Source organism: Bacillus cereus group sp. MYBK30-2 (assembly GCF_051915945.1).
Classification (GTDB): domain Bacteria; phylum Bacillota; class Bacilli; order Bacillales; family Bacillaceae_G; genus Bacillus_A; species Bacillus_A paramycoides.
The window spans coordinates 1-25,583 of record NZ_JBQAFR010000001.1; the positions used below are offsets into that span (position 1 = coordinate 1).

Genomic DNA, 25,583 nt, shown 5'->3' on the forward strand with positions numbered 1-25,583 from the left:
AAACTAACCGATGAATAGTAACTGTTTCTTATTCAACTAACCTGTTTTACATTAAGGGTGAAAATTGTAAAAATAGGATTCCTCATTAATCTTTATTTTAAATAATTGAACTTTGTTTTAATTTATCAATTGACCTTTAAGGGGGAGCACGCCATGACCATCAAGCTAAGATTATGTAAAATCAATTTCAGGTGAGAAGGTTTCTATTTTCTAAAGACTAATTGTACATTATTTAAAGAATTGCATACGAAATAAACCCTAACGGGTTTTGTTTTTTTAAAATTAAGCTGCATGATTATGAGACATGGAATAATTGTATACGATGCCTAAAATATCAAAGACTGTTTTCTTCTCATACCTATGGGATTTTCGCCCGTTTTGCTGTAGAAGGTTGAACAAGCGAAGTAGCACCTTTGATAAATTTTGGGTGTCTTTTTGTATTGTTTGGAAAAGAAGAAGAAAATAGATGCAGGAGTAGATGAATAAATAAAAGTTGCACTAATACTACTTGAACTAAAGGTTGCAATAGTTTAAGATCTAGCTGTCATTATGGCAGCTTTTCTTATTGTACAACGTGAAGGATAGTGAAAATTGCAAAGTTATAAGGACAGATTTAAACTTCGCATAAATCTGTCCTTATAGGGGAAAATATGTAAGGTATTGTGCTGGAAAGCACTTGCCTATTCTAAATAAGGAGTGAGATGAGTGGCTGATAAAAACGAACGTAACCGTGTCGATAATGATGCTGGCGAAGCGGTAGGAACTGGTGTCGGTGCTGTCGCTGGAGCTGCTGTGGGTTCTGTTCTTGGTCCACTTGGTACCGTTGCAGGAGCTGTTGCAGGAGGAGCGATGGGTAACAAAGTCGGCGAAGGTGCCGATGAGGCTAATGACAGTGTTGCGAACCGAGAAGATTAGACTTTAACCAAAGTGACACTGAATGAATTGGATTCCCAAAAAGGGAGTCCTTTTTTTTTATTAAGTTAATTCAGCTTTTTTAGGTAAATTCCCAGTAAGATTGTGAATCAATTCACTTAAAGTAACGGGTGCATTAGTTCAACAAGCTATAAGCAGCAATCATAATCATTTTCTTGATCTTCCGCAATCGGGCGCTTTAATGGAGGAAAGATCACAAAAATGATCAAACTTTTTTATGAAAGATAAATAGTCAATCTCAAAAGTGGAGCATATCACCTTTTTCAAAATGGATTCTTTTTCTTTATCGTAAAATATGGGTTTGTGAGGTATTTTTAATCAAACTTTATTTCAAAGCTACAATTATCCTCGAGACAATCTTCATAAATTTCCGTAAGTAAGATAGACCTTAAAAAAATAGATAGTAAATAAGTCTAGATTCACTGATAAAAAGGATCAAAAGGAGAGGGGATTATTTTTATGGAACGATAGAGCATTTCAGATACTGTCACACATTCATAATCGTTTCTGTATAAATATCTCATGATACTTTCTAATGCTTCAACTGTCTGAGATGTCAGAGAAAATTCGCTGCCATTCCAATCATGGAGTAGAATGATATTGCCAGGCTTCATACCTTTTGTTATATATTTAGAAATTTTGCGAGCTGCTGGATTTCTCCAATCTTGAGGATCTTGATGCCATGACCATAGAATAACAAGTTTTCCATTCTGTATAGCTGTATTAATAATTAAATCATTGTGAAGGCCTCCAACTGGACGATAGAGAGTTGGTTTATAGCCAGTGATTTGCTTGATAATTTTATCCGTTTGATCTAATTCTGCTGTTAATTTAGCGGTAGTAATATTTCTGTCATATATATGATTATAAGTATGATTAGCAATTTCGTGTCCTTCTTTTACTTGCCTTTTTAAAATAGCAGGAAATCTTTTAACTTTATTACCTGCTACGAAAAAGGTTGCTTTCGCATTGTATTTAGCTAAAATATCAAGTATTTGAGGGGTGAAAACAGGATGAGGCCCATCATCAAATGTTATTGCAACTATTTTTTCCTTTGTATTTACTTCCCAAATTACCTTCCCTGTTTTTTCATACGCCTTACGACTATCTGTAAAAGCATATATGGATATTGGTGTGGAACAAAAAGAAATGATTAGAAAAATGAGGAATATCCAAATTTTTTTCACGAATAATACACTCCTATGAGATACAAGTAAGTTTAGTTTATGGAGTTATTATCAAATTATTTAATAAGAAATAAAAAAGTAGAAAGAAGAGCAACTCAGAGGGAAATTAAAAGTAGCTTACGCAGATGTTTACAAAAAGTTATGAGGGAGAACAACGTTCTCAATTTCTTCTTGAACTAACAAAGTAGAGTATTAAAAGAGTCTTTAAATGATGAAGCAAGAATTGATTATGAACAGCTCAAACCTAATTTAGCAAAGTCGAATAAAAATAAATACGTAGAAGAGAAAACTGCTTTCGTTAAATCAATTTTAGAAAAGATTTAATATTTTTTTATTAAGTTAACAAGGAGATAAGCTGAAAAAGAAAGGACATAACATATTTTATACGACCAATATGTTATGTCTTTTATCAATCTTTTTTAATTTAGGATTGTTGATTTTCTTTTTTTGATATGGTGAGGCATAAAAGATTTATTTTAATCGTTTGGGGGGCAACCTGTTCTGTTAGGTTGATAGGGATGTGGCGGTACCCCATCACAATCAAGCTGTGTAATGATAATAAAGTTATTTAATTTTGATATAAAAATATAAGAGCCTTTCTACAATAAAATGTAGAAAGGCTCTTTAAAGTTGTTTAATTCTTACTAAAGATACTACTTATGGTAAGGTTCTCCGTTATTAGTGTAAGTGATTTTTAATTTTCCTGTACAACTTACATTAATAAATTGTTCATTATTTAACTTGAACTCAATACCTTCTATCTATTGTTAATAAGAAGTTAGTAATGATTTATTATGTGATATGAACCATAAGTTTTCCGAAACGGCAAGCTTATGGTTCTTTTTGTTTGCGGCAAACTTATGAGTAAAGTGATATATTAGTCCTCATGTTTTTCATACATCTCTATTTTTTTATTTAGTAAATCTTTACCCCAAACTTGCATTGCTTCTAACACAGGTATAAACTTTTGCCCCTGCTCTGTTAATGAATATTCTACTTTTGGTGGAACAACTTTATAAACTTCTCTGTGTACTAGCTCGTCCTCTTCAAGCTCTCTTAATTGTCTAGTTAAGATTCCTTTTGAGATACCAGGTAACATCCTCAATAATTCATTAAACCTAATAATTTCATTTTTGCTTAAATGCCACAAAATCACGATTTTCCATCTGCCTGCAATTGCATTTTGGGTAACTGTTAATGGACAAATTTCTTGCTGTATTTCTTCAGAAATTGATTCATTTTGATAACTAAAACGTGCCATAATAAAACCTCCTTTTTCTCTAGGTACTATTTTTATGACTATGTTATTAAATTGTGCCTACTTACATAAATCCTTCTTAAGAAATAGTATATGTATTGTATACAAAAATCAAAAATAACGCTGTAATGGAGGAGATTGTATGAAAGTTTTAGTAACAGGTGCAAACGGAAATTTAGGTTCTAAAATTGTTGAGTATTTACTTACCAAATTATCAGTAGAAGAAATAATTGTTGGTGTACGTGATGACAAGTCTAAAAAAGCACTTAGCTATAAGGAACAAGACTTAGAAGTACGTGTAACAGATTTTGAAAATCAAGAAACCTTGTTTTCAGCATTCAAAGATGTTGATCGCTTATTCATCATGTCAACATATGGCGACTTTGATACAGTTATACGTCAGCATACAAATGCAGTAGAAGCTGCCAAAGCAACAGGGGTAAAACAAATTATTTATCCAAGTGTTACGAGAGCAGAAGGAAATGGCTTCTTCCTAGCAGGCATGCATAGAGCACGTGAAGTAGCAATTATTGAGTCAGGTATTCCTTATGTGATTCTGCGTAACAACTGGTATGTAGAAAATGAGCTTGGGACAATTCAAGGCTGTATGGCTGGTGCCCCTTGGGTAACTTCTGCAGGGGAAGGAAAAATTGGTTGGGTATATCGCCCAGATTTAGCTGAAGCAGCAGCGAATGTTTTGGTAGCTGATGGTCACAAAAATAAAATTTATGAACTTTCTGGTGAAAATTTAACACAACAGCAATTTGTTGATACATTAAGTGAAGTATTAGGAAAAGAATTTCCTTTATTAGAAGTAGACGATTCTTCTTATGAAGAAATGTTAAAAGGTGCTGGAGTACCTGAAGCTTACCTTCCAATGTTAGTAATGACTCAAAAAGGGATTCGTGAAGGAGGATTAGAATCAACACATACCGATTTAAATTTCTTATTAGAACGTCAGGCTACACCATTAAAACAAGCATTAACACATTTATTAGTAAATACAAAATAGATTAATCAAATTCCTCAGCCGAAATCAAATAATGAATTTTGTATCTTACAAAGTGCCAGTCCACATTAGGAATGGCACTTCTTTATTACTGCCTTTTCTTCGATCTTCTATCACTTTGGTTAAATCATAAAACAAACATCGTATTAAAACTAACCTGCCATTTAGTTAAAGAAGGATTTTCAAACAACTTTATTATTTTTTAAAGGACTTTATTGTAAATTAAATAACTTTATTGTTACTTAACACAAGCTAAGAAAAGCAAATACCCTAAAACGAGAAAATGTACATTTTTTGTTTTAGGGGTGTGAAAAAATTCTTAAGTTGATGGATGTGTGGCGGTACCCCATCGCTATCAAGCTAAGAAAACAAAATACCCCCTAAAATGAAAAAACACGCTATTCTTTCTGTAAAATCATAGGAAAGGATAGTATTTTTTATAGTTATTTCAGATTTGTATCAAATACACAAATGAATGTAAAGACTGTTTTTTTCTTTTTGTTAGGAATATAATCAAGGGAATTTATGGGAAAGGAATGTTATCACGTATGAATAAACAAAAAGAATACTGGAATGGAGTAGCAAATGAAAAAGAATTCACGACACCTTTTCAACTTGACTTATTCTCAAAGTATGTAAATAAGGATTCAATCTTATTGGACTATGGATGCGGGTACGGAAGAACATTACTTGAACTAAAAGAACAACAATTTACGAATTTATATGGTGTAGATTTTTCAGAAGAAATGATTAAACGGGCTAAATCAAATGATATGGCTATTGATTTTAATATTGTTAAAAGCGGTAAACTTCCCTTCTCGGATAATTTTTTTGATTCAGTTTTATTATTTGCAGTTCTAACCTGTGTATACCAAAATCAAGAACAGGATTCTATTTTAAATGAAATTAAACGGGTATTAAAACCAGAAGGTATTATTTATATTAATGATTTTTTACTAAATGAGGATGAAAGAAATAAAACACGCTATGAACAGTATGTTGATAAGTATGGCACTTATGGCGTGTTTGAATTATCTGATGGAGCTATTTTGCGCCATCATAGTGAAAAGCGTGTAAAGGAATGGACAAATACTTTTGAGAAATTAGAGTATGAAACAGTAGAGTACGTAACAATGAATGGTAACCGTTCTAATGGATTAGTATATATAGGTAGGGTGAAAAGGTAAAATAACTTGTAATATACTAATAGCGAAACAAAATTACAATAAAGTCTATTTACATGTAATCTAAAATGTCCAAGAAATAAAAAATACATTATTCTTTCTGTAGAATCATAGGAAAGGATGGCGTTTTTTATGTCTGTTTCTGTGTCTGACGAATTACAACTATTTGCTCAAGAATTTTAAAGATTCTTATCTCCAAATACCTTACAAGATTTTGCTAGAAATGTTGGTTTGGTACAATGAACCGGTAGGTACCAAGCAAAAGATTTAGTTGCCTTATGTGTTTGAATGAGTCAAAATTTCGCTAAAACCTCTTTCACATGTATGGAATATACAGGGATTTATAACTTGATATAGAACATAAAAAGGAGGAGTTTATACTGTAAATAAGGGGACATACATATGGAATTAGAATCCGAGGTTAAAGCAATCGTTTTAGATTTGGATGGTACTTTATTAAATTCACAAAAGAAAGTGTCAGAAAGAAATAGAAAGGCTATATTGGAGTGTCTGAGGAAAGGAATAAAGGTTATTTTTGCTACAGCAAGGGCGCCACGATCAGTTAAAGTTTTTCTTCCTCACGAACTTCAAGACATTGCAACTATGATTTACTACAATGGAGCTTTGGTAGTAGATAACGCATTAGGTTACAAACGACATTACCCGATTGAATCAGCTATCACAAATGAAATTATAGAATTTGTTATTACTCACCAGGCTGATGCATGCCTTTCAGTTGAATCGGAAGATACATGGTACAGTAATAAAACATTGGATTACAACAAAACCATGAATGCAGTTGTAAACCCAATTGTAGTTCCATTAAATGAATTAAAAAAAGTTAGTGCTTCGAAATTATTAATCTCACAATATCCTCACTATGAAAAACTACAAAAACAGTTTGCGCATAAAGTAAGTACGCTATGTACCGATGCAGGAACTTTAACTCAAATCATGGCAAAAGGTGTTTCTAAAGAACGAGCTGTAAGGGATATCTGCACTCAAAATAATATATCTATGGGTAACATAATGGTCTTTGGAGACGATTGGAATGATTTAGAGCTATTCTATACGTGTGGTTTTCCAATTGCTATGGGAAATGCAATACCTAAATTGAAGGATGCTGCATATTTTATTACCGATACCAATGATAAAGATGGTGTAGCTCAAGTATTAGAAAAGTTAATTTGTACTGTTAACAACAGTTAAAAGGATAAAATGGTTACTTCCTATATCGAAAATTATGTAAATTTGTAATGTTATCAAACGACTGTATGATTGTACCGTTACATTGCCATAAAGCTAAGGTTTCACACTATTCATTAAACAAAAAAGACGTTATTCTTTCTGTAGAATCATAGGAAAGGATAGCGTTTTTGTATGTCTATTTCTGTATCTGATGAATTACAACTCTTCGCTCAGGAAATTCAAAGCTTCTTATCTCCAAATATCTTACGAGATTTTGCTTCGTCTGTTTAACCTCCTACAGCGCAACGGACGAAAATCCCACAGATATGAGAAAAAATCAGTCTTTGATATATTAGGTGTCGTTTACAATTGTACCGTGTCTGATAATCAAGCGGCTTAATTCAAAAAACTGAAACCCGATAGGATTTATTTCGTATGCAAATCTTTAAATTCCCTACATGTATCCTCTAGAAAAAAAGAAACAACCTCCACTATAATTGACGTTCTATGAGCTTAACTTGATAGCGATGTGGTGGTACCCCATCAACTACAAATACACAAATAATAATAGAATTTCAATGTTAAGGCTATCTCTGCATTTTATCTTTATCAGCATGCATTAACATCTTCATCAGAAACTGACTTAAAAGCTGATAAGAAGATTGTTAAAATGAAAAAAAGAGCGATATTGCTTTTGTTTATTATATTAATAATGGGCACAGGCGTTAGTTTAATACATGCTAAGGGACATAAAAATATATCAAAAGATGATTTACGCTTAAGAGGAAAAACAATTGTAATTGATCCAGGTCATGGTGGAGGAGATAGAGGGACGAAAGGAAAGAACTTTGGAACGATTGAAAAAGATCTTAATTTAAAAGTAGCACAAAATATAAAGAAAGAATTAGAAGAAAGAACTGATGCAAAAGTTATATTGACACGTGAAAAAGATACTAGCTTACTTCCAGAAACAAAGCAAAAGGAAGAATTACAAGCGCGTGTCAAAGTAGCTAAAGACCATTTAGCGGATCTTTATATCAGCATTCATCATGATGCTTTTGAGGATACAAATGTAAAAGGAATAACGACTCATTATGGAGCTAATAAAAGAAAAGATAAAAAGTTAGCTAAGATCGTACAAGAAGCTATTTTTGATCAAAATATAGAGAATCGAGATAGGGGCATTCATGGAAGTGATTTTCTTGTCTTAAGAGAAAATCCTTTTCCGGCTATATTAATTGAATTAGGGTTTACATCTAATGCGAGTGATGAAAAAAGAATGAATTCAGAAGAATTCCAAGCAAAATCGAAAAAAGGTATTGTGGATGGCATTATTAATTATTTTACTATGTAATAAAATAGGCAAATAGAAAAATACTATTCTTTCTAAATCTTAATTAGGAAGAGTAGTATTTTTTATTTTGAGTGTATAACCAATTTTCTAATTGAAGAACTAACTTAACTGTATTAGAGTGACAAATATTTTTCTAAAGAGTGAATACAATACATTATTCTTTAACCGATTTCGACATTATCTGCATTTTATATTTATCTGTCTCTATTAATCTATTTATTATAAATACCGATTGAAACTAATGCTTCAGTCGAGTAAAGGCTCAGCTTTATAAATAATGAATATGAAAATCAATAGGGAAAGGATCGGAAAATAATGAAAGAATCAAAAAATAAGAATAAAACAAGTGTATTAACTAAGGCAATACTATCTCTAGGAGTTGTTTTAGCAACGAGCTTTTTCATGTTCTTTTTAATTGGGAATTGGAACTCTACCCCAGCGAAGGGAGTAGCTAATGAAAGTATTAAACAAGTTAATACGCAACAACAAGAAAAGAAAAATGAAACATCACCGACGAAACAAAAAAGACCTGATGGAAAGCCGGTAGGAAAAGTTGTTTATTTAACATTTGATGACGGTCCTAGCGAATTAACTGGGAAATTTTTAGATGTACTAAAAGAGCAAAATGTCGTTTCGACATTTTTTATGCAAGGTAGCAATTTACAAAATACAGGTTTTCAGGAAAATGTAAAACGAGCAGTAAAAGAAGGACATTATATTGGTGCACATAGTATGACACATAATAGTGATAAGCTATACAAAAAAGGACAATTTGTACCAGAGATGAAAGAAACGTTAGATCTTATCCATAATATTACGGGTACAACTCCTAAACTAGTGCGTCCGCCATATGGATCTGCACCAGGATTAAAGAGCGAGGAAATTCGTAATCAAATTGTAGAAGCAGGAATAAAAGTTTGGGATTGGACAATAGATTCAAATGATTGGAGATTAAAAGATAACCCACAGCAAATTATAGAGGATGTAAAGCGTACAACAACAGAAGATGTGGAAGTAGTTCTAATGCATGAAAAACCGCAGACATTACAAGCGCTTCCGGAAATTATTAAATTTTATAAGAAAAAAGGATATGAATTCGGGGTATATAATGAAGCGGATCATTTTCAACTAAACTTCCAGAAAGATCAACGTCTATAGTATCAACATGGTTATTTTTAAAAATTGTTCTTTATTAGTAAAATGGTATCTAATTTTACTAATAAAGAAGCCGATGGTGCTCAGAGCAACTTCTTTTAGAATTGATTCATGCAATTTAGCTTATGGGAAAAGTAACATTTAAAACAAACTAAAAGAGCCAGCTCATACGAGTAGGCTCTTTTAGTTATCTACTATTTCCAATTGTCCTCTTATTTTCTCTGGTATGTCCTTTTCAGAAATGACATCGTAAGAATAGACATACTTGCCTTTTACATGAATTTTTAAGTGAGTTTTTCTTATAAAATCATTAGGAGTGCTAGTTCCTACTGTATATTCTTTCTCGTTCCCAGATTCATCAACACCTTTTAGTGAGTACATAGCTCGTCCTTTATGATTATAATCCGGAACACCATATCCTTTCGCAACGGCATATACATTTTTTTCTTCAGCAATCGGATTAAATCTATCCAAGTCTCCGCGTAACATGAAAGGTAGTAAGTATATAGGGAGGCCTATTCCTATTATGCAAATTACAAATTTCTTCATGATCGTTTCTCCTTTTTTTCATTTACATGATTCAGTATAGAAAAAAATTCTTATGAATAAAGGGAGATTTTCTTAAGTTTTTCTTAGGAAATTTTTCAACAAATACTTTTATGGGAATCCCTTCAAAAAGAAAGATAGTTCTGTTTGAAGGGATTGATTACTTTGTATAATTATTCTCTTTTATCAAATCGTATGATATTATCATTTTTCAACAGAAAACAATAGAAATCCCTATATTTGTATGCTTTTCCTTTAAGGTGTCGAATAGTCCTTGCACGTAGAGGTATCGCTCAATATAACAAAAATGTAATGTTAATGAAATGTAATTCAACCGAAACTATGAATGAAATTATATAAAATAAAATAAATTACATAAATGATTGGGAGTTAAAGCATTCTTATAATGAAAAAGGGGAAGTATAAATGAGAAATATATTAAGTGTGGAAAAAATCGAGAAATATTACGGTAATAAAGATAATGTAACAAAGGCTATAGATAATATTAGCTTTAAGATAGATGAGGCAGAGTTTGTTGGGATAATGGGTCCTTCAGGAAGTGGAAAAACTACATTGCTTAACTGTATATCAACAATTGATAATGTTACTACTGGAAAAATAATAATAAATAATAGTGATATTACTCGGTTAAAATCAAAGTCACTAGATAAATTTAGACGAAATGAATTAGGGTTTATATTTCAGGACTTTAATTTATTAGATACTCTTACCGCTTATGAAAATATTGCTTTAGCGCTAACGATAAAAGGTGAGGAAAGTTCAACAATTGATGGGAAAGTAAAGTCAGTAGCAAAATATTTAGACATTGAACAAGTATTAAGCAAATACCCGTATCAAATGTCAGGAGGACAAAAACAAAGGGTTGCTTCGGCAAGAGCTATCGTAACAGAGCCATCTTTAGTACTTGCAGATGAACCGACAGGAGCATTAGATTCTAAATCAGCTAGGTTATTACTTGAAAGATTTGAAAGTCTAAATAAGGATTTGAAAGCTACAATACTTATGGTTACGCATGATGCATTTACAGCAAGCTATGCTCGTAGAATTCTTTTTATTAAAGATGGGAAAATATTTAGCGAATTAGTAAGAGGGAATGATTCTAGAAAAGAATTCTTTACTAAAATTATCGAAGTTATAACCCTTCTCGGAGGTGACGATAATAATGTATTCTAAGGTTGCTGCCCGTAATGTAAAGAAAAGTTTTAAGGATTATGCGATATATTTCTTAACATTAACACTGGCTGTTTGTATATTCTATAGCTTTAATTCATTAGAATCACAAAAGGCACTTATGGAAGTTGAGACTTCAGGTAGATCGTTTGTGGCTACTTTAATGAGTATTATCTCAAGTGTTTCCGTATTTGTATCTGTAATATTAGGCAGTTTAATCTTGTATGCAAATAATTTCTTAATCAAAAAACGTAAAAAAGAATTAGGACTATACATGACTTTGGGTATGGGGAGAAATACCATATCTAGAATATTGGTAACAGAGACATTTCTAGTTGGCATTATATCTTTAGTGAGTGGGATTATACTAGGTATTGGAGTGTCACAGGGGTTATCTACATTTGCATTAAAGCTATTTGATTTGCCTATGAATAAATATAAATTTGCAATTTCAACAGGTGCTATAGGTAAAACAGTATTATACTTTGGAATTACGTTTGTACTTGTTATGTTATTTAATGTATATGTTGTTTCTAAATACAAAATAATTGATTTGTTGACAGCAGGTAGAAAAAACGAAGAGATAAAATTTAAAAATCCTGTTATATATTTAATAACATGTATTTTATGTGTAGTATCACTTGGACTTGCATATGGTACTGTACTAAAGATTGGATTAGATTTTGAAAATCGTATGCTCATTATAGCAATCATTCTTGGAATACTAGGTACATTGTTGTTTTTCTTCAGCTTATCTGGATTTATTTTATTTGTTGTAAAGAAAAATAAAAAAGTTTATTTTAAAGGGTTAAATATCTTTATATTAAAGCAAATGAGTAGTAAAGTGAATACAAACTTTATATCAATGGCTGTAATCTGTTTGATGTTATTTATTACAATGGTGGTTTTATCTACAGGAATAAGCTTTAAAAGAAATATGGAGGCAAGAATTATAGAAGCAGCACCATTTGATGCTAGTGTAATGTTGGTAAATAAAGGTGAAAATTACAACATAGAAGACATATTAAAGACATTAAATTTTAAAATAAGTAATAACGAAAAATATGTATCTTATAATCAATATCAAACAGGGATGAAAGTGGCTGACTTTATACCAGAAGTACCTAAAGATTATAAGAATAGCGATGTAGATTTTATTAAAGTATCTGATTATAATAAAATTTTAGTATTTAAAGGTGAAAAAGAAATACATTTAAAAGATAATGAAGTTTTACTTTTATCTAACAGGTTGAATAATCCCATAAATGAAAAGTTGAAAAATAGTAATAAAATAACTATAAAAGGAAAAGAGTATGTAGTAAAAAATTCTAAAGCTATACAAGAAAACCTTCAAACTATGAGTAGGTTAACTACTATATTTACAATCGTTACCAATGGTGAGGTTTTATCAGGACATAAAATTTCCACGTCCGTACTTAATGTGAATTATTTAGATGGAAATAGAGAAAATTATAATAAAAAATATGATCAAATTGAAGCGGGATTTAATTATTATAAGAAAAATCAACATATGAATATTGGATTTGTATATGGCGTATCAAAGGATAGTGTTTTTGAAAAAAATAAGGGAATATCAACCATCATACTGTTTATTGGCTTATATTTAGGTATTGTATTTTTAATAACGAGTATGGCTGTGTTAGCTCTTCAACAATTATCAGAAGCCAGTGATAGTATAGAGAGATATAAATCTTTAAAGAGAATTGGGGCAACTAAAAAAATGATTGACAAAACAATTTTCATTCAGACTTTAGTTTACTTTAGTCTTCCAGTTATTCTTGCCTTAATTCATTCAGTAACTGGAATTTATGTAGTCAATAATTTTATAAATTTGTATGAAAATGCAGATATTAGTTTTTCAGCGTTCATGACTGCGTTAATCTTTATCGTAATTTATGCAGGATATTTCTACACAACATATATCGGGTATAAAAATATTGTAAAAAGCAATATTTGATTTTATAATGCTCAATAAGGCTATTACATCTTGTTTCTCAAGATGTAATAGCCTTATATTCTATATAGGGAGGAAACAGTCATGAAAAAAATCATTCTTATTGAAGATGATGAAATTATAAGAGAAGAATTACAAATTTTTTTAAATAAGTATGGATATGAAGTAAAGGCTCCCGTAGATTTTAATCATATTATTGAATATGTAGAAAATGAAAATGCGAGCCTTATATTGCTAGACATAAATCTTCCTGTGTTCGATGGTTATTATATATGCAGAGAAATACGTAAAACTTCAGATGTTCCAATTATAATGGTTACAAGCAGAGATAGTGATGTTGATGAACTAATGAGTATGAATTTAGGAGCAGACGATTTTATAACAAAGCCTTATAATACAGAAATATTATTAGCAAGAGTAACAAGTATTTTAAGAAGAGCACATGGAGGCGTAAAGACGAATAACCTCTTGCATTATAAAGATTTTAATTTGAACCTTTCGAATGCAACGGTTACTTATCAAGACAAGTCCGTAGAGTTAACGAAAAATGAAGTGAAGATACTCTCATGTTTAATAAATAATCGCGGTAATATTGTAAAAAGAGATTCACTTATGGAATCCTTATGGAAATCTGATTATTTTGTGGATGATAGCACCTTAACTGTTAATATAAATAGACTAAGAAAGAAGCTTGAAGAGATAGGTATAGAAAATCCAATTGAAACAAGAAGAAGGTTAGGGTATATAATGCCATGAATATAGGTGAATTTATTAAAGATAAAATGGTAGTAATAGTATCTAATGTACTGATATTTATTATACTGGCTAGTATATTGCTGATGGCGGATGTTCAGTTCATTATAATATTTTTTGCTTTTTGTATTTGGTTTTTTCCATTGATTTCATATATGGCTATAGAATTTATAAAATGTAAAAATTATTATAATGAGATTAACGGTATATTAGAAAACTTAGATAAAAAATACCTACTTCCAGAGGTAGTAAAGGAAACAAATTTTATACATGGGGAAAAAATTAATTCTATACTTAGAGAAATTAGTAGGGATATGCATGAAAATGTAAAAAAATACAGAGATATGCAAATGGATTACAGAGAATATATAGAGACATGGGTGCATGAAATTAAGACACCAATTGCTTCTACAAAGCTAATAATTGAAAATAATCAAAATGAAGTAACTAATAAAATTGACTCTCAAATGGATCGAATCGAGGGATTTGTAGAACAGGTTCTGTATTATTCTCGAAGCAATAACGTTAATAAAGACTATATTATAAAGCCAATCAACCTTGATAATGTAGTAAGGAATGTAATTAAAAGAAACTATAGGGATTTTATTCATAAGAGAATAAAATTAGATATACAGGATATTGATGAAATCGTATATAGTGATGGAAAATGGGTTGAATTTATTATTAATCAAATAATAGGAAATTCTATAAAGTACTCAAATAACAAAGAAGCAATGATACGTATATATTCAATTAAGAAAGCTAACTCAGTAATACTAACTATAGAGGATAATGGAGTCGGGATACTACCTAAAGATATAAATAGAGTTTTCGAAAAAGGATTTACTGGAGAGAATGGAAGGAGATTTAGCAAAAGTACAGGAATGGGCTTGTATCTATGCGAAAAACTGTGTTCAAAATTAGGATTGAAAATTGGCATTGAATCTGAAGTGAATAAAGGAACTAGAGTTACATTAATATTTCCTTTATCAGGTATGGTAACTTTTGAGCCTTATTTATAAAAGAGATTCTGCCATCTTTACACGTATTTCGTATGAAACTTATAAACAAATTTAAAAAAGTATGAAAAGAATAGAAATTCTATTCATACCGTTTGTATTACTTAGCTATTTAACATATTGGCATATTTAATTGTGAATCGGATGGATGTTAATCTGGATTAGTCATTACTATTTTTGATGTCCAATAATACTTAACGTAAGATTTGGTTCGGTTGCTACACAGACCTCGTAAGCGAGAAATTGTACGCTATATAAAACAGTCAAATGAATATCCGATCCCTGAGCGTACAAGGAATCGGATGTTTTGTGTCCAAATTGTGTCTAAACGTACAATTTTCTTTTTTTGATATGGTGATGGGGGTATCGCCATCATTTTGGAAATAAACCACGTTAAGATTATATAAGTTTAATTTCACATGAGCTTTTTTCTTTTTTTGATTACGTTACAGCTCCATCATAAAATATACGAGGTAATTTATTAAAATCATACTGAATTACTTTATCAAAGCTATCCAAATATGCATGTAAAGATTGTGTAATCATAAGATTAACAACTTTTTCTGTAGTATTAAAAATAATAATAGGTTTTTTAAGTGACCAAGTATACCCAACTTCCCACATTGTTCCGGAATCTTGATCATTATATATTGCAAAGGTAATATCACTATGTTGAATTGCATTTACATCAGTAACAAAGTTTTGAAATTGCCATTCATAAGATCCAAAGGGAAATTTACTCATATATTTTCGTGGAGAAAATACATTTAATCCTTTCTTAGATAAAATTATCTCTAATTTCTCTAATAGTGCAATTTGTTCAGGATTGAAAAATGGCCCAGCTAAATATATATTCATTTATCTGCCCCCTAATGGTTATAAAAATAATTACTTTTTATTCACTTATATATGATTTGTATGTATTTAAAAAAGTTTTAATAAGAGTTTTTTGTTTTGAGAGAATAAAAGGTATAATTACAAAGTAATTATGCTGTGAAAGTTAAAAATTTTATAATGCTTCCAAAACAAAATTATTGTGTCTTTTATAGCAACGAAGTCCATTTTTATCGTTCTGGGGATAGTATTAAATTTTAACTTGATAGCGATGGGGTAGCACCAGCATTTCGGAAAAAAACCACGCTAAGAGCATGCAAGATTTCATACAGTTTTTCGGCTAATCCCTTATGAGAGTAAGGGGACGCATTTTTCTTTGCTACCGATAATGATACGTTATGTTAACTCTCTATAAATATAATATACATAGATCCCATTCCTAAAAGATTCCCTATGCCTTGCTACATTTTTTATATATAGTGTTTTTGAATTTGACATGCTATTACCTTCTGAAATCCACTTATCAATGGTGAAGCGTAGCGGAAAAGGTGAAAATTTTTGAGAGATTTTTTCTTAAAAAATACTACCTAACTTTTTACCGCTTTTTCTTCATGAAACTAACATCACCTAAACTTGTTATATAGCCTTCAAACACTCCAAACTCATTTCTAACCCCTTTGTGTTTTTCTATCCATATAAAATCTAAAAACAAAAAAATCCCCCAGATAATCTGGGAGATCCCTTAAAATATATTTAATTATTTGTTACTGCTAATTTTCAAATTAATAATTAGCCATACAGCCTGATAGAGATAGAACATTATTTTGCTGATGTTATACTCTAATACATTTTACATAAGGGTTAATGCTGGACTAGTTTTAGTAAAATATTTAATCCTTTTTTTAATTCTTCCAATGATGCATAAGAATAAGAAAGACGAATATGACGTAAATCGCTTGGTTCATATATATAACCTGGATTGATCAGAACATTTTGTTTAAGTAACTTTAGAAATAACGCCTTATTTACAATGGGCTCATGAAACCTGAGCCATATATAGAAACCACCCTCAGACTTTTTCCATGTAGCGATTTTTTGAAATTGCTGTTCTAATATTTCTTCTACAAATGTAGCTCTTCTTTTCAGTTGTTCACGAAGTTTAATCAGGTTCTTTTCATATAATCCCGATGATATCCAGTGTGAGACGATTTCTTGAGAAAAGGCGCTGGAACCATAATCCGTTTGCATTTTAATGTCAGCTAATTGCTTAATTACAGGTGAAGGTGCAACAATCCAACCAATCCGTAACCCTGGACTTAACGTTTTGGATACACTACCGATATAGAGCACTTGCCCTGATGTATCAAATGATTTCATGGCAGGGGAAGATGATTCAAATAATAGTTCGTGATACACATCATCCTCAATAATCGGGATTTGTAGATCATTGCACGCATTGTATAGTTTTTTCTTCTCTTCCATCGACCAATTATATCCTGTCGGATTGTTTAATGTTGGTACACAATAAAATAAAGATTGTTTTTTTCTTTTAAGTGCGCGAAGATTAGCTGTTAAATGTCCATTCCTTGAAACTGTGATCATACGCATTCCGGCTGATTGAAAAGGGTGCACAGAATTCAAATAAGAAGATTGTTCTTGAAAAACAATGGATCCTTCTTCTAATAATCCAAATGCAATTAATTGAAGTGCTTGAAGTGCCCCTGAAACAATTAAAATGTTTTCTGGTCTGGTTTGAATACCACGTTTTTTTAAATAGCTACATAAAATTCCTCGAAGCTTTTCACTTCCTTGTGGTGATGAGTAGCCAATTGCCTTTGATTCAAGTGAAATCTGTTTTAGAGACTGTTCAATTTGTTTCGTTGGGAGTAAATCAGGGGATAATTCGCCTGTTCCAAGACGGATAATATGATCCTTTTGCTCGTATTCATTGATGAGTTGAATCGTATGATAGTTTGGTTTATGAATACTTGATTCAATGTGTTGCTGCCAATTCGGTTGAGCTTTATTCAAAAGTACACTCCACGAATTATTGGCTACAAATATCCCTGATCCCATTTTTGATTCAAGCAAACCATCTGCCTTTAATTCATCAAGTGCAAGCTGCACAGTACTTCTGTTCACATTAAATTGCGTTGCTAGCTGGCGTTGTGTTGGAATCTTTGTTCCAACAGTCCAATCTCCTCGTTCAATATGAGATTTTATCCAATCTACAATTTGCTCTTGAACGGTCAAATGAGAATGACGATTTGGTTTCCAGTTCATATAATCCTCCCTTGAATTGGGTGGATAAAAAACCATCCAATTGGTTGTTTTCTTTTAGTTGTATCATAGTACGATAGTAATTGAAAGGGAGTTGATTATATGGAAGCCATTATTCATGGAATCATTTTAGCATTCGGACTTATTTTACCTTTAGGAGTACAGAATGTATTTGTATTTTCACAAGGAGCTACACAACCAAGACTCATTCGGGCACTTCCAGCAACTATTACAGCTGCACTATGTGACACATTTTTAATTCTTATAGCTGTCTTCGGACTATCTGTTATTGTTTTACAATTTGAATGGCTACGACTTAGTCTAATGACTGCTGGAATTTTATTTTTACTTTACATGGGCTATGTTATTTGGAAGTCTAAACCCAACAATAGTGAGACAAATAAAGCATTACAAATCCGTCAACAAGTCATCTTTGCTTTATCAGTTTCTTTGTTAAATCCTCATGCTCTCTTAGATACAGTGGGTGTTATTGGGACAAGTGCATTAAAATATGTTGGAACGGAACAAGTCTTGTTTACAATCACATGTATTACAGTATCTTGGATTTGGTTCTTTGGATTAACGATTGCTGGTACAATTATGAAAAAGCTAGATAGTACAGGAAATGTAATGAATATATTTAATAAATGCTCCGCCATATTTATCTGGGGAACTGCTATTTATCTTTTAGTTGGATTAATATAAATTTTTTATATTCAAAGGCAATTATTTAATGGGCTTTCTTCATTTCTAATCAAATAAAAAAGAAACTGCTCAAATCCAATTTCAAGATTTATCATCTAAAATAAGAGTCCCTAACATATTAAGGGTCACCATATCAAAAAAAAGAAAATTGTTCGTTTGGACACAATTTAGACATGAAATATCCTGTTCCTTGTAGGCTAAGGGACAGGATATTTTTTATATCGTCTTTTGAGATGCATTAACATAACAAAAATGTAAGGTTAATGTTATGTTAATCCGTGGCAGATTCCGTCGAAAAGGCGCAGAATAAGAAAAGTAAAAACAAGCTTAGGAGGACAACGATGAACAAACCAGTTGTAGACGTAAAAAACGTCCAAAAAGTGTACGGTAAAAAAGGTGAGAACCAATCACATGCGTTAAAAGGTGTTTCATTCTCAATTCAAGAGGGTGAGTTTGTTGGAATTATGGGGCCATCTGGTTCTGGTAAAACGACATTGTTAAATGTAATTTCAACGCTTGATAAAGTAACGGGCGGCGTTGTTGAAATTGCGGGTACGGACATTACGAAAATGAAACAAGGTGAGCTTTCAGATTTCCGCTCTCAAAAATTAGGATTCATCTTCCAAGATTTTAACTTGTTAGAAAACCTATCTATTTATGAAAATATCGCACTTCCACTATCTCTTCAAGGTGTTCCATCACGTAATATTGGACCAAAAGTCGAGAAAGTAGCGGGTATGTTAGGAATTACAGAAATTCTTCAAAAGTATCCATCTGAAGTATCTGGTGGACAAAAGCAACGTTCGGCAGCAGCGCGTGCACTTGTGCATGAGCCAGCGATCATTTTAGGAGATGAGCCGACAGGAGCACTTGATTCTAAAAACGCAGCAAGTTTACTCGATGCGATGACAAACTTAAATGAAGAACAAGGCGTATCAATCATGATGGTTACACATGATCCATATAGTGCAAGTTACTGCCGACGTATTCTATTTATTCAAGACGGAGAGTTATATAAAGAAATTCACCGCACTGGTACGCGTGAAGCGTTCTATAAAGAGATTTTAGATGTACTTGCAGACTTAGGTACACAAAAAGCATAAGAAAGAAGGTTCAGGCATGTTATTTAAGCTTTCTATGTCAGGACTAAAAAGTAAGCTAAAGGACTATATCGTCTTACTTGTTGGTCTTGTCATGTCCATTTCAATTTTTTATATGTTCCAAACATTAGCCACAAACAAAGCCTTTCTTAAGGCAAACTCTAGTATGGCCGACCTTGGAATAGTATTCCAAGCTGGTTCAATTTTATTAGCGATTATTACATTCTTCTATATTCTATATGCAAACTCATTCTTATTATCGCTTCGTCAAAAAGAATTCGGTATGTATATGATGCTAGGAGCAAAAAAACAGAAGATTACGCTGCTTATGTTCATGGAAACAATCATTATTGGAGTAGCATCTCTAGTAATCGGTATTGCAGTAGGTGTAGGGCTTGCACAAGGAATTGGTCAATTACTTATGAAGCAGCTTGAGTTTACTGCAGGCGGTTATCAAGCGTTTTATGTTCCATCAATGAATACTACTTGCATCTTCTTCTTTGCACTATTTGTGTTATCTGCAATTATGAATAGTATCAAATTATCACGTATTACAGTTCTACAACTTGTACATGCAGATTCAAACACAGATCGTGTTTCTGTAAAAGGTGCGAAGCCTGTTATCTTTGCGGTATTGGGAATTATCTTATTAGCAATTGGCTATGTTTCTATGATTTACATGAATAAGTTAAGAACAAATGGGATTTATATTGCGTTATTTACTGTAACGCCCGGAACTTACCTGTTATTTGGAACGTTCCTACCTCTTATTATTAAAAAGCTGAAAAGTAATAAAAAACGTACTGAAAAAGGACTGAATGCTTTTACATTTGCGCAGTTAAACTTCCGTATTAACAGCTTGACAAAGGTACTAGCGACAGTAGCGATGTTAGTTGCGCTTGGAGCCGGAGCAATTTCAGGTGGTATGGCTTTTAAAAATAATGTTGTGAAAACTGTTGATTTTTTGGAAATATATGATTCAGTGGTTCATAACCCAACAGCAGAAGAAAAGAAAATCTTAGATGGTATTACATTTAAAGAGAAAAGCGAATACCGCTATAAGACAGATGATAAATACGTTTATTATGTAAAAGAAGATTTAGAGAAAAATCGTCCTTTCGTAAAAGATATGGAAAAGCTGAAAGCAGGAATAAAAGATCCTGCTAAGGTGAAAAAAAGAGCTTCTGAAGAACTATCACTGGGGGATATTTCCAAAAAAACACCAGAGTGGGAGGATGCTTTCAGAACGCTGGAACCACCTTATGTTCATCCTAATCGAACAATTAAAATTGTCGATCAAAAAATGTATGATGGCTTGAAAGGTACAGAGGGCACAGTATTCATTGGAAAAACAGATGATTTCTTAACATACAAAAAAGAATGGAAAAAAATTGACGAGTTGCAGTTAGTCAAATATAAAAATGTAAAAAAAGAATTCTTGAACTTGGACAGTAAAAATCAAGCATATACTGAGTTTTACGGCATTTCGAGCGGGACAGTATTTATGGGCTTCTTCTTAGGAATTGCTTTCTTAGCCATGATGGCAAGCTGTTTAATGTTTAAAATTCTATCTGGTGCATCAAGCGATATTACGCGTTATCAAATGCTTCGTAAAATTGGTGTGCGCCGTGAATTATTAACAAAATCAATTTATAAAGAATTATTCTTAGTATTCTTATTCCCAGCGATTGTCGGGATTGTACACGTACTAGTTGGTATGAACATCTTCTCGACCTTCCTAGTCGATCCGTACTTCCGTATTTGGCTTCCAATTCTAATTTTCGTATTCATTTACGCAATTTACTATTTCATTACAGTTCAATTGTATAAAGGCATTGTTCTTCCGAAAGAGGACTAAGAATTAGAAAACAACAAAAACATATGTGAAAGAATTAGAATTCGATGCTCCAAAAACCCTTCGTAAAGAAGCATTCCTACGCGTCTACTACTCTGATAAAAAAGGTGTATCATCTTGGGAAGAAGTGAAGAAGGACGAGCTTCCTGCGAAAGTAAAAGGAAAATTAGCAGTAAAATAATGAAAATAAAAAAGACTTCTAATATAGAAGTCTTACAATACCATTATACGTTTAGATATTACAAAAATGTAATATTAATGTAAGAAAAATGTATCCCTCAATTGAAGGATACATGATAAATCCATTATGTAATCAAGTGAAAGCGGAGGAATGTTACTATGAAAAAATATTTAGGCATTTTTGTATTATTTTTAATTCTTTTGGCAGTATGGCAAAAAGACAAACTAGTCAGTTTATATAAAAATGAGACAGTAAAAGAATATTATGTACAGATTCAAGGTAATGAAGATAAACAACAGCATCCAACAACAAATGAGTATAAATTAAATGCATATAATAAAGATGGCGAAAAAGAAAAGGTTACTTTTTCTGTATTTGATAAGAAGTCTGAAACGCCCGTACTTCTTCGTGTAAATGTATTAGAATCAACAGATTCTGAAGGAAATCACTTCGTTAAGAATTACGAAGAAGTAAAGGAAACAGAACTACCTGCGAAAGTGAAAGACAAACTAGCTGCGAAATAATAGATATAAAAAGGATTTGGCCCTAAAGGTCAAATCCTTTTCTATTTTCAAAATCTTCTTCTGAAAATACCAGTTAGTGTAACGGTAAGAGGTGTATCTACACCATTATTAGATGCAGATCCAAGTGAATGGTGGAAAAGTTACACGTCTTTCATATCGTCTTTTGAGATACGTTAAAATAACAAAAATGTAAGGTTAATGTAATGTTAATCCATGGCAGATTCCGTCGAAAAGGCGCAGAATAGGGAAAGAAAAAAGTGTAGGAGGATATATATGAACAAACCAGTTGTAGACGTAAAAAACGTTCAAAAAGTGTACGGTAAAAAAGGTGAAAGTCAGTCACATGCGTTAAAAGGAGTGTCATTCTCGATTGAAGAGGGAGAATTCGTTGGAATTATGGGGCCATCTGGTTCAGGAAAAACAACGTTACTAAATGTAATTTCAACATTAGATAAAGCAACAAGTGGTGTTGTTGAAATTGCCGGTACGGATATTACAAAGATGAAACAAGGTGAGCTTTCAGATTTCCGCTCTCAAAAATTAGGATTCATCTTCCAAGACTTCAACTTAATGGAAAACCTATCCGTTTACGAAAATATTGCACTGCCACTTTCGCTTCAAGGTGTTCCATCTCGTAAAATTGGTCCGAAAGTAGAAAAAGTAGCAGAAATGTTAGGAATCTCAGAGATACTTCAAAAGTATCCATCTGAAGTATCTGGTGGACAAAAACAGCGTTCAGCAGCAGCGCGTGCACTTGTGCATGAGCCAGCGATCATTTTAGGAGATGAGCCGACAGGAGCACTTGATTCTAAAAACGCAGCAAGTTTACTCGATGCGATGACAAACTTAAATGAAGAACAAGGCGTATCAATCATGATGGTTACACATGATTCATATAGTGCAAGTTACTGCCGACGCATTCTATTTATTCAAGACGGAGAGTTATATAAAGAAATTCACCGCACTGGTACGCGTGAAGCGTTCTATAAAGAGATTTTAGATGTACTTGCAGACTTAGGTACACAAAAAGCATAAGAAAGGAGGTTCAGGCATGTTATTTAAGCTTTCTATGTCAGGACTAAAAAGTAAGCTGAAGGACTATATCGTCTTACTTGTTGGTCTTGTTATATCTATTTCAATTTTTTATATGTTTCAAACGCTGGGACTTAATGAAGCGTTTCTTAAATCGAATGCTACTATTAGTCATATTGTATTCGTCTTCCATGCTGGTACAGTACTACTAGCCATCATCACATTCTTCTACGTTTTGTATGCGAATTCTTTCTTGCTATCACTTCGTCAAAAAGAATTTGGTATGTATATGATGTTAGGAGCAAAAAAACATAAGATTACACTGCTTATGTTCATGGAAACAATCATTATTGGGATAGCATCTCTTGTTATTGGAATCGTAGTTGGTGTAGGACTTGCCAGTGGAATTGGGCAGTTACTTATGAAGCAACTTGAGTTTACTGGAGGCGGTTATCAAGCATTTTATGTTCCATCAATGGCTGTTACTTGTATTTTCTTCTTTGTACTATTTGTGTTATCTGCAATTATGAATAGCATTAAATTATCACGTATTTCAGTATTACAACTTGTACATGCGGATGCGCAAACAGAACGTGTTGTGTTTAAAGGAAAAACGAAGGTAATAGTTGCAGTTCTTGGAATTATTTTATTAGCAATTGGTTATGCTTCGATGATTTATATGAATGAATTAGAATTTAACGGAATTAAAATTGCGTTAATTACCGTTACATCAGGAACTTACCTGTTATTTGGAACGTTTCTACCACTTATCATTAACAAACTAAAAAGTAATAAAAAGCGTAGTGAAAAAGGACTGAATGCTTTTACATTTGCGCAGTTAAATTTCCGCATTAATAGCTTAACAAAGGTACTAGCGACAGCAACGATGTTAATTGCACTTGGAGCAGGTGCAATTTCAGGTGGTATGGCTTTTAAAAATGATGCTATGAAAACTGCTGATCTTATGGAAATATATGATTCAGTGGTTCATAACCCAACAGCAGAAGAAAAGAAAATCTTAGATGGTATTACATTTAAAGAGAAAAGCGAATACCGCTATAAGACAGATGATAAATACGTTTATTATGTAAAAGAAGATTTAGAGAAAAATCGTCCTTTCGTAAAAGATATGGAAAAGATTAAAGCAGGAATAAAAGATCCTGCTAAGGTGAAAAAAAGAGTTTCTGGAGAACTACCAGTAGGCGCGATTTCAAATTTCAGACAAAAAAAGTCTGACAATGTAATTCCGGCAGAGTGGCAGGACGCTTTCAGAACACTGGAGCCACGTTATGTTCATCCTGATCGAACAATTAAAATTGTCGATCAAAAAATGTATGGTGGCTTGAAAGGTACAGAGGGTACTGTATTCATTGGAAAAACAGATGATTTCTTAACATACACAAAAGAATGGAAAAAAATTGACGAGTTGCAACTAGCTAAATATAAAAATATAAAAGATGACATGCTTGATAGTAAATATGCATATTATAGTATGGGTTACGCATTTGCCAGCGGAACTGTATTCATGGGCTTCTTCCTAGGAATTGCTTTTTTAGCGATGATGGCAAGTTGTTTAATGTTTAAAATTCTCTCTGGTGCATCAAAAGATATTACACGTTACCAAATGCTTCGAAAAATAGGTGTTCGCCGTGAATTATTAACGAAGTCTATTTATAAAGAGTTATTTTTAGTGTTCTTATTCCCAGCAATTGTGGGTATCGTTCACGTATTAGTAGGTATGAACATCTTTGAACGTTTTGTCATTGATCCGTACTTCCGTATTTGGCTTCCAATTGTTATTTTTGTAGTCATTTACGCAATTTACTATTTCATTACAGTTCAATTGTATAAAGGTATTGTTCTTCCGAAAGAGGACTAAGAATTAGAAAACAACAAAAACATATGTGAAGGCATTGATAAGATATATCGCACTTTTTAGTATTTTAGTCGTATTTGCAAGCCTATTAGTGGGTTGTGATTTAAATCGTTTGGGTAAAGACGAATATTATGTGCAAATTACAACGGATGGAATTGAAAAAACTTATGACGGCGACACATCAAAATACATTGGATATAAGCTAACTGGAGTTGATAAAAAAGTGTATCAGCTTTGGAAGAAGTGAAGAAGGACGAGCTTCCTGCGAAAGTGAAAGATAAATTAGCAGTAAAATAATGAAAATAAAAAAGGATTCGGCCTTATAGGTCAAATCCTTTTCTATTTTCAAAATCTTCTTCTGAAATGACTGTGAATCTGTGTCTTTTAAATAGCGCTGTTGTTACGCTATAACCAGTTTCTTTCCACTCTTAAGTTGATGGGCAT

General features: G+C 32.2%; 21 protein-coding genes and 4 pseudogenes. 19 read left to right on the forward strand and 6 right to left on the reverse strand.

Annotated features, from left to right (window positions below; translation table 11 throughout):
- Positions 1 to 282 precede the first annotated feature (282 nt).
- A pseudogene (locus ACTFQM_RS00005) lies at positions 283 to 465 on the reverse strand (IS4 family transposase); the annotation flags it as partial.
- 240 nt (positions 466 to 705) lie between these two features.
- Here ACTFQM_RS00005 and ACTFQM_RS00010 point away from each other — a divergent pair.
- A complete protein-coding gene (locus ACTFQM_RS00010) occupies positions 706 to 915 on the forward strand; it encodes a glycine zipper domain-containing protein (RefSeq protein ID WP_128283627.1) in 210 nt (69 codons plus the stop codon).
- Between the two features lie 437 nt (positions 916 to 1,352).
- On the opposite strand, the gene ACTFQM_RS00015 is transcribed toward ACTFQM_RS00010, so the two are convergent.
- Positions 1,353 to 2,120: a polysaccharide deacetylase family protein gene (locus ACTFQM_RS00015; protein ID WP_440032991.1), complete on the reverse strand. Its 768-nt coding sequence runs from the start codon at positions 2,118 to 2,120 to the stop codon at positions 1,353 to 1,355.
- 877 nt (positions 2,121 to 2,997) lie between these two features.
- Entirely contained in the window at positions 2,998 to 3,381 is a 384-nt protein-coding gene (locus ACTFQM_RS00020; protein ID WP_440032992.1) for a winged helix-turn-helix transcriptional regulator, read from the reverse strand.
- A 139-nt stretch (positions 3,382 to 3,520) separates the two neighbouring features.
- Here ACTFQM_RS00020 and ACTFQM_RS00025 point away from each other — a divergent pair, with 139 nt between their 5' ends.
- The 6 genes and pseudogenes from ACTFQM_RS00025 (at position 3,521) to ACTFQM_RS00050 (ending at position 9,271) form a co-directional block, all read left to right on the forward strand.
- The gene (locus tag ACTFQM_RS00025; protein ID WP_440032993.1) at positions 3,521 to 4,390 is read left to right on the forward strand and encodes an SDR family oxidoreductase; all 870 of its coding nucleotides are present in this window, start codon (positions 3,521 to 3,523) and stop codon (positions 4,388 to 4,390) included.
- Positions 4,391 to 4,935: 545 nt separating this feature from the next.
- A complete protein-coding gene (locus tag ACTFQM_RS00030) occupies positions 4,936 to 5,574 on the forward strand; it encodes a class I SAM-dependent methyltransferase (protein ID WP_440032994.1) in 639 nt (212 codons plus the stop codon).
- Positions 5,575 to 5,703: 129 nt separating this feature from the next.
- Positions 5,704 to 5,856 (forward strand): annotated as a pseudogene (locus tag ACTFQM_RS00035) (IS4 family transposase); the annotation flags it as partial.
- Between the two features lie 117 nt (positions 5,857 to 5,973).
- Positions 5,974 to 6,780, forward strand: coding sequence for an HAD family hydrolase (locus ACTFQM_RS00040; protein ID WP_440032995.1), 807 nt, complete (start codon positions 5,974 to 5,976; stop codon positions 6,778 to 6,780).
- A gap of 649 nt (positions 6,781 to 7,429) precedes the next feature.
- Complete coding sequence (locus ACTFQM_RS00045; protein ID WP_440032996.1) at positions 7,430 to 8,113, forward strand: N-acetylmuramoyl-L-alanine amidase family protein; 684 nt, start codon at positions 7,430 to 7,432, stop codon at positions 8,111 to 8,113.
- Positions 8,114 to 8,428: 315 nt separating this feature from the next.
- Positions 8,429 to 9,271 (forward strand): polysaccharide deacetylase family protein, encoded by an 843-nt coding sequence (locus tag ACTFQM_RS00050; protein ID WP_440032997.1) that lies wholly within the window; start codon positions 8,429 to 8,431, stop codon positions 9,269 to 9,271.
- A 180-nt stretch (positions 9,272 to 9,451) separates the two neighbouring features.
- On the opposite strand, the gene ACTFQM_RS00055 is transcribed toward ACTFQM_RS00050, so the two are convergent.
- Positions 9,452 to 9,817 carry a YxeA family protein gene (locus ACTFQM_RS00055; RefSeq protein ID WP_440032998.1) on the reverse strand — a complete coding sequence of 122 codons (366 nt, stop codon included), beginning with the start codon at positions 9,815 to 9,817 and terminating at the stop codon, positions 9,452 to 9,454.
- 423 nt (positions 9,818 to 10,240) lie between these two features.
- Here ACTFQM_RS00055 and ACTFQM_RS00060 point away from each other — a divergent pair, with 423 nt between their 5' ends.
- The 4 genes from ACTFQM_RS00060 (at position 10,241) to ACTFQM_RS00075 (ending at position 14,755) form a co-directional block, all read left to right on the forward strand.
- Positions 10,241 to 11,008, forward strand: a complete 768-nt coding sequence (locus ACTFQM_RS00060) for an ABC transporter ATP-binding protein (protein WP_440032999.1) — start codon at positions 10,241 to 10,243, stop codon at positions 11,006 to 11,008.
- A complete protein-coding gene (locus tag ACTFQM_RS00065; RefSeq protein ID WP_440033000.1) occupies positions 10,998 to 12,983 on the forward strand; it encodes an FtsX-like permease family protein in 1,986 nt (661 codons plus the stop codon). The genes ACTFQM_RS00060 and ACTFQM_RS00065 overlap by 11 nt, the downstream gene beginning before the upstream one ends.
- Before the next feature lie 81 nt (positions 12,984 to 13,064).
- Complete coding sequence (locus tag ACTFQM_RS00070) at positions 13,065 to 13,736, forward strand: response regulator transcription factor (RefSeq protein ID WP_440033001.1); 672 nt, start codon at positions 13,065 to 13,067, stop codon at positions 13,734 to 13,736.
- Positions 13,733 to 14,755 carry a sensor histidine kinase gene (locus tag ACTFQM_RS00075; protein WP_440033002.1) on the forward strand — a complete coding sequence of 341 codons (1,023 nt, stop codon included), beginning with the start codon at positions 13,733 to 13,735 and terminating at the stop codon, positions 14,753 to 14,755. The genes ACTFQM_RS00070 and ACTFQM_RS00075 overlap by 4 nt, the downstream gene beginning before the upstream one ends.
- Before the next feature lie 438 nt (positions 14,756 to 15,193).
- Here the strand turns inward: ACTFQM_RS00075 and ACTFQM_RS00080 are convergent, their stop codons facing one another.
- Positions 15,194 to 15,610, reverse strand: coding sequence for a nucleoside 2-deoxyribosyltransferase (locus ACTFQM_RS00080; protein WP_440033003.1), 417 nt, complete (start codon positions 15,608 to 15,610; stop codon positions 15,194 to 15,196).
- Positions 15,611 to 16,447: 837 nt separating this feature from the next.
- Positions 16,448 to 17,869, reverse strand: a complete 1,422-nt coding sequence (locus tag ACTFQM_RS00085; RefSeq protein WP_440033004.1) for a PLP-dependent aminotransferase family protein — start codon at positions 17,867 to 17,869, stop codon at positions 16,448 to 16,450.
- Between the two features lie 99 nt (positions 17,870 to 17,968).
- Between ACTFQM_RS00085 and ACTFQM_RS00090 the strand changes: the two genes are divergently transcribed.
- The 8 genes and pseudogenes from ACTFQM_RS00090 to ACTFQM_RS00125 all read left to right on the forward strand — a co-directional run bounded on the left by ACTFQM_RS00090 (position 17,969) and on the right by ACTFQM_RS00125 (position 25,436).
- Positions 17,969 to 18,571: a LysE/ArgO family amino acid transporter gene (locus ACTFQM_RS00090; RefSeq protein WP_440033005.1), complete on the forward strand. Its 603-nt coding sequence runs from the start codon at positions 17,969 to 17,971 to the stop codon at positions 18,569 to 18,571.
- A gap of 341 nt (positions 18,572 to 18,912) precedes the next feature.
- Positions 18,913 to 19,674, forward strand: coding sequence for an ABC transporter ATP-binding protein (locus ACTFQM_RS00095; RefSeq protein ID WP_440033006.1), 762 nt, complete (start codon positions 18,913 to 18,915; stop codon positions 19,672 to 19,674).
- A 16-nt stretch (positions 19,675 to 19,690) separates the two neighbouring features.
- The gene (locus ACTFQM_RS00100; protein WP_440033007.1) at positions 19,691 to 21,529 is read left to right on the forward strand and encodes an FtsX-like permease family protein; all 1,839 of its coding nucleotides are present in this window, start codon (positions 19,691 to 19,693) and stop codon (positions 21,527 to 21,529) included.
- 28 nt (positions 21,530 to 21,557) lie between these two features.
- Positions 21,558 to 21,707, forward strand: a pseudogene (locus tag ACTFQM_RS00105) (YxeA family protein); the annotation flags it as partial.
- 158 nt (positions 21,708 to 21,865) lie between these two features.
- Entirely contained in the window at positions 21,866 to 22,231 is a 366-nt protein-coding gene (locus tag ACTFQM_RS00110) for a YxeA family protein (RefSeq protein WP_440033008.1), read from the forward strand.
- A gap of 273 nt (positions 22,232 to 22,504) precedes the next feature.
- Positions 22,505 to 23,266, forward strand: a complete 762-nt coding sequence (locus tag ACTFQM_RS00115; protein ID WP_440033009.1) for an ABC transporter ATP-binding protein — start codon at positions 22,505 to 22,507, stop codon at positions 23,264 to 23,266.
- Positions 23,267 to 23,282: 16 nt separating this feature from the next.
- Positions 23,283 to 25,142: an FtsX-like permease family protein gene (locus ACTFQM_RS00120; protein ID WP_440033010.1), complete on the forward strand. Its 1,860-nt coding sequence runs from the start codon at positions 23,283 to 23,285 to the stop codon at positions 25,140 to 25,142.
- 34 nt (positions 25,143 to 25,176) lie between these two features.
- Positions 25,177 to 25,436, forward strand: a pseudogene (locus ACTFQM_RS00125) (YxeA family protein).
- The last annotated feature ends 147 nt before the right edge of the window (positions 25,437 to 25,583 follow it).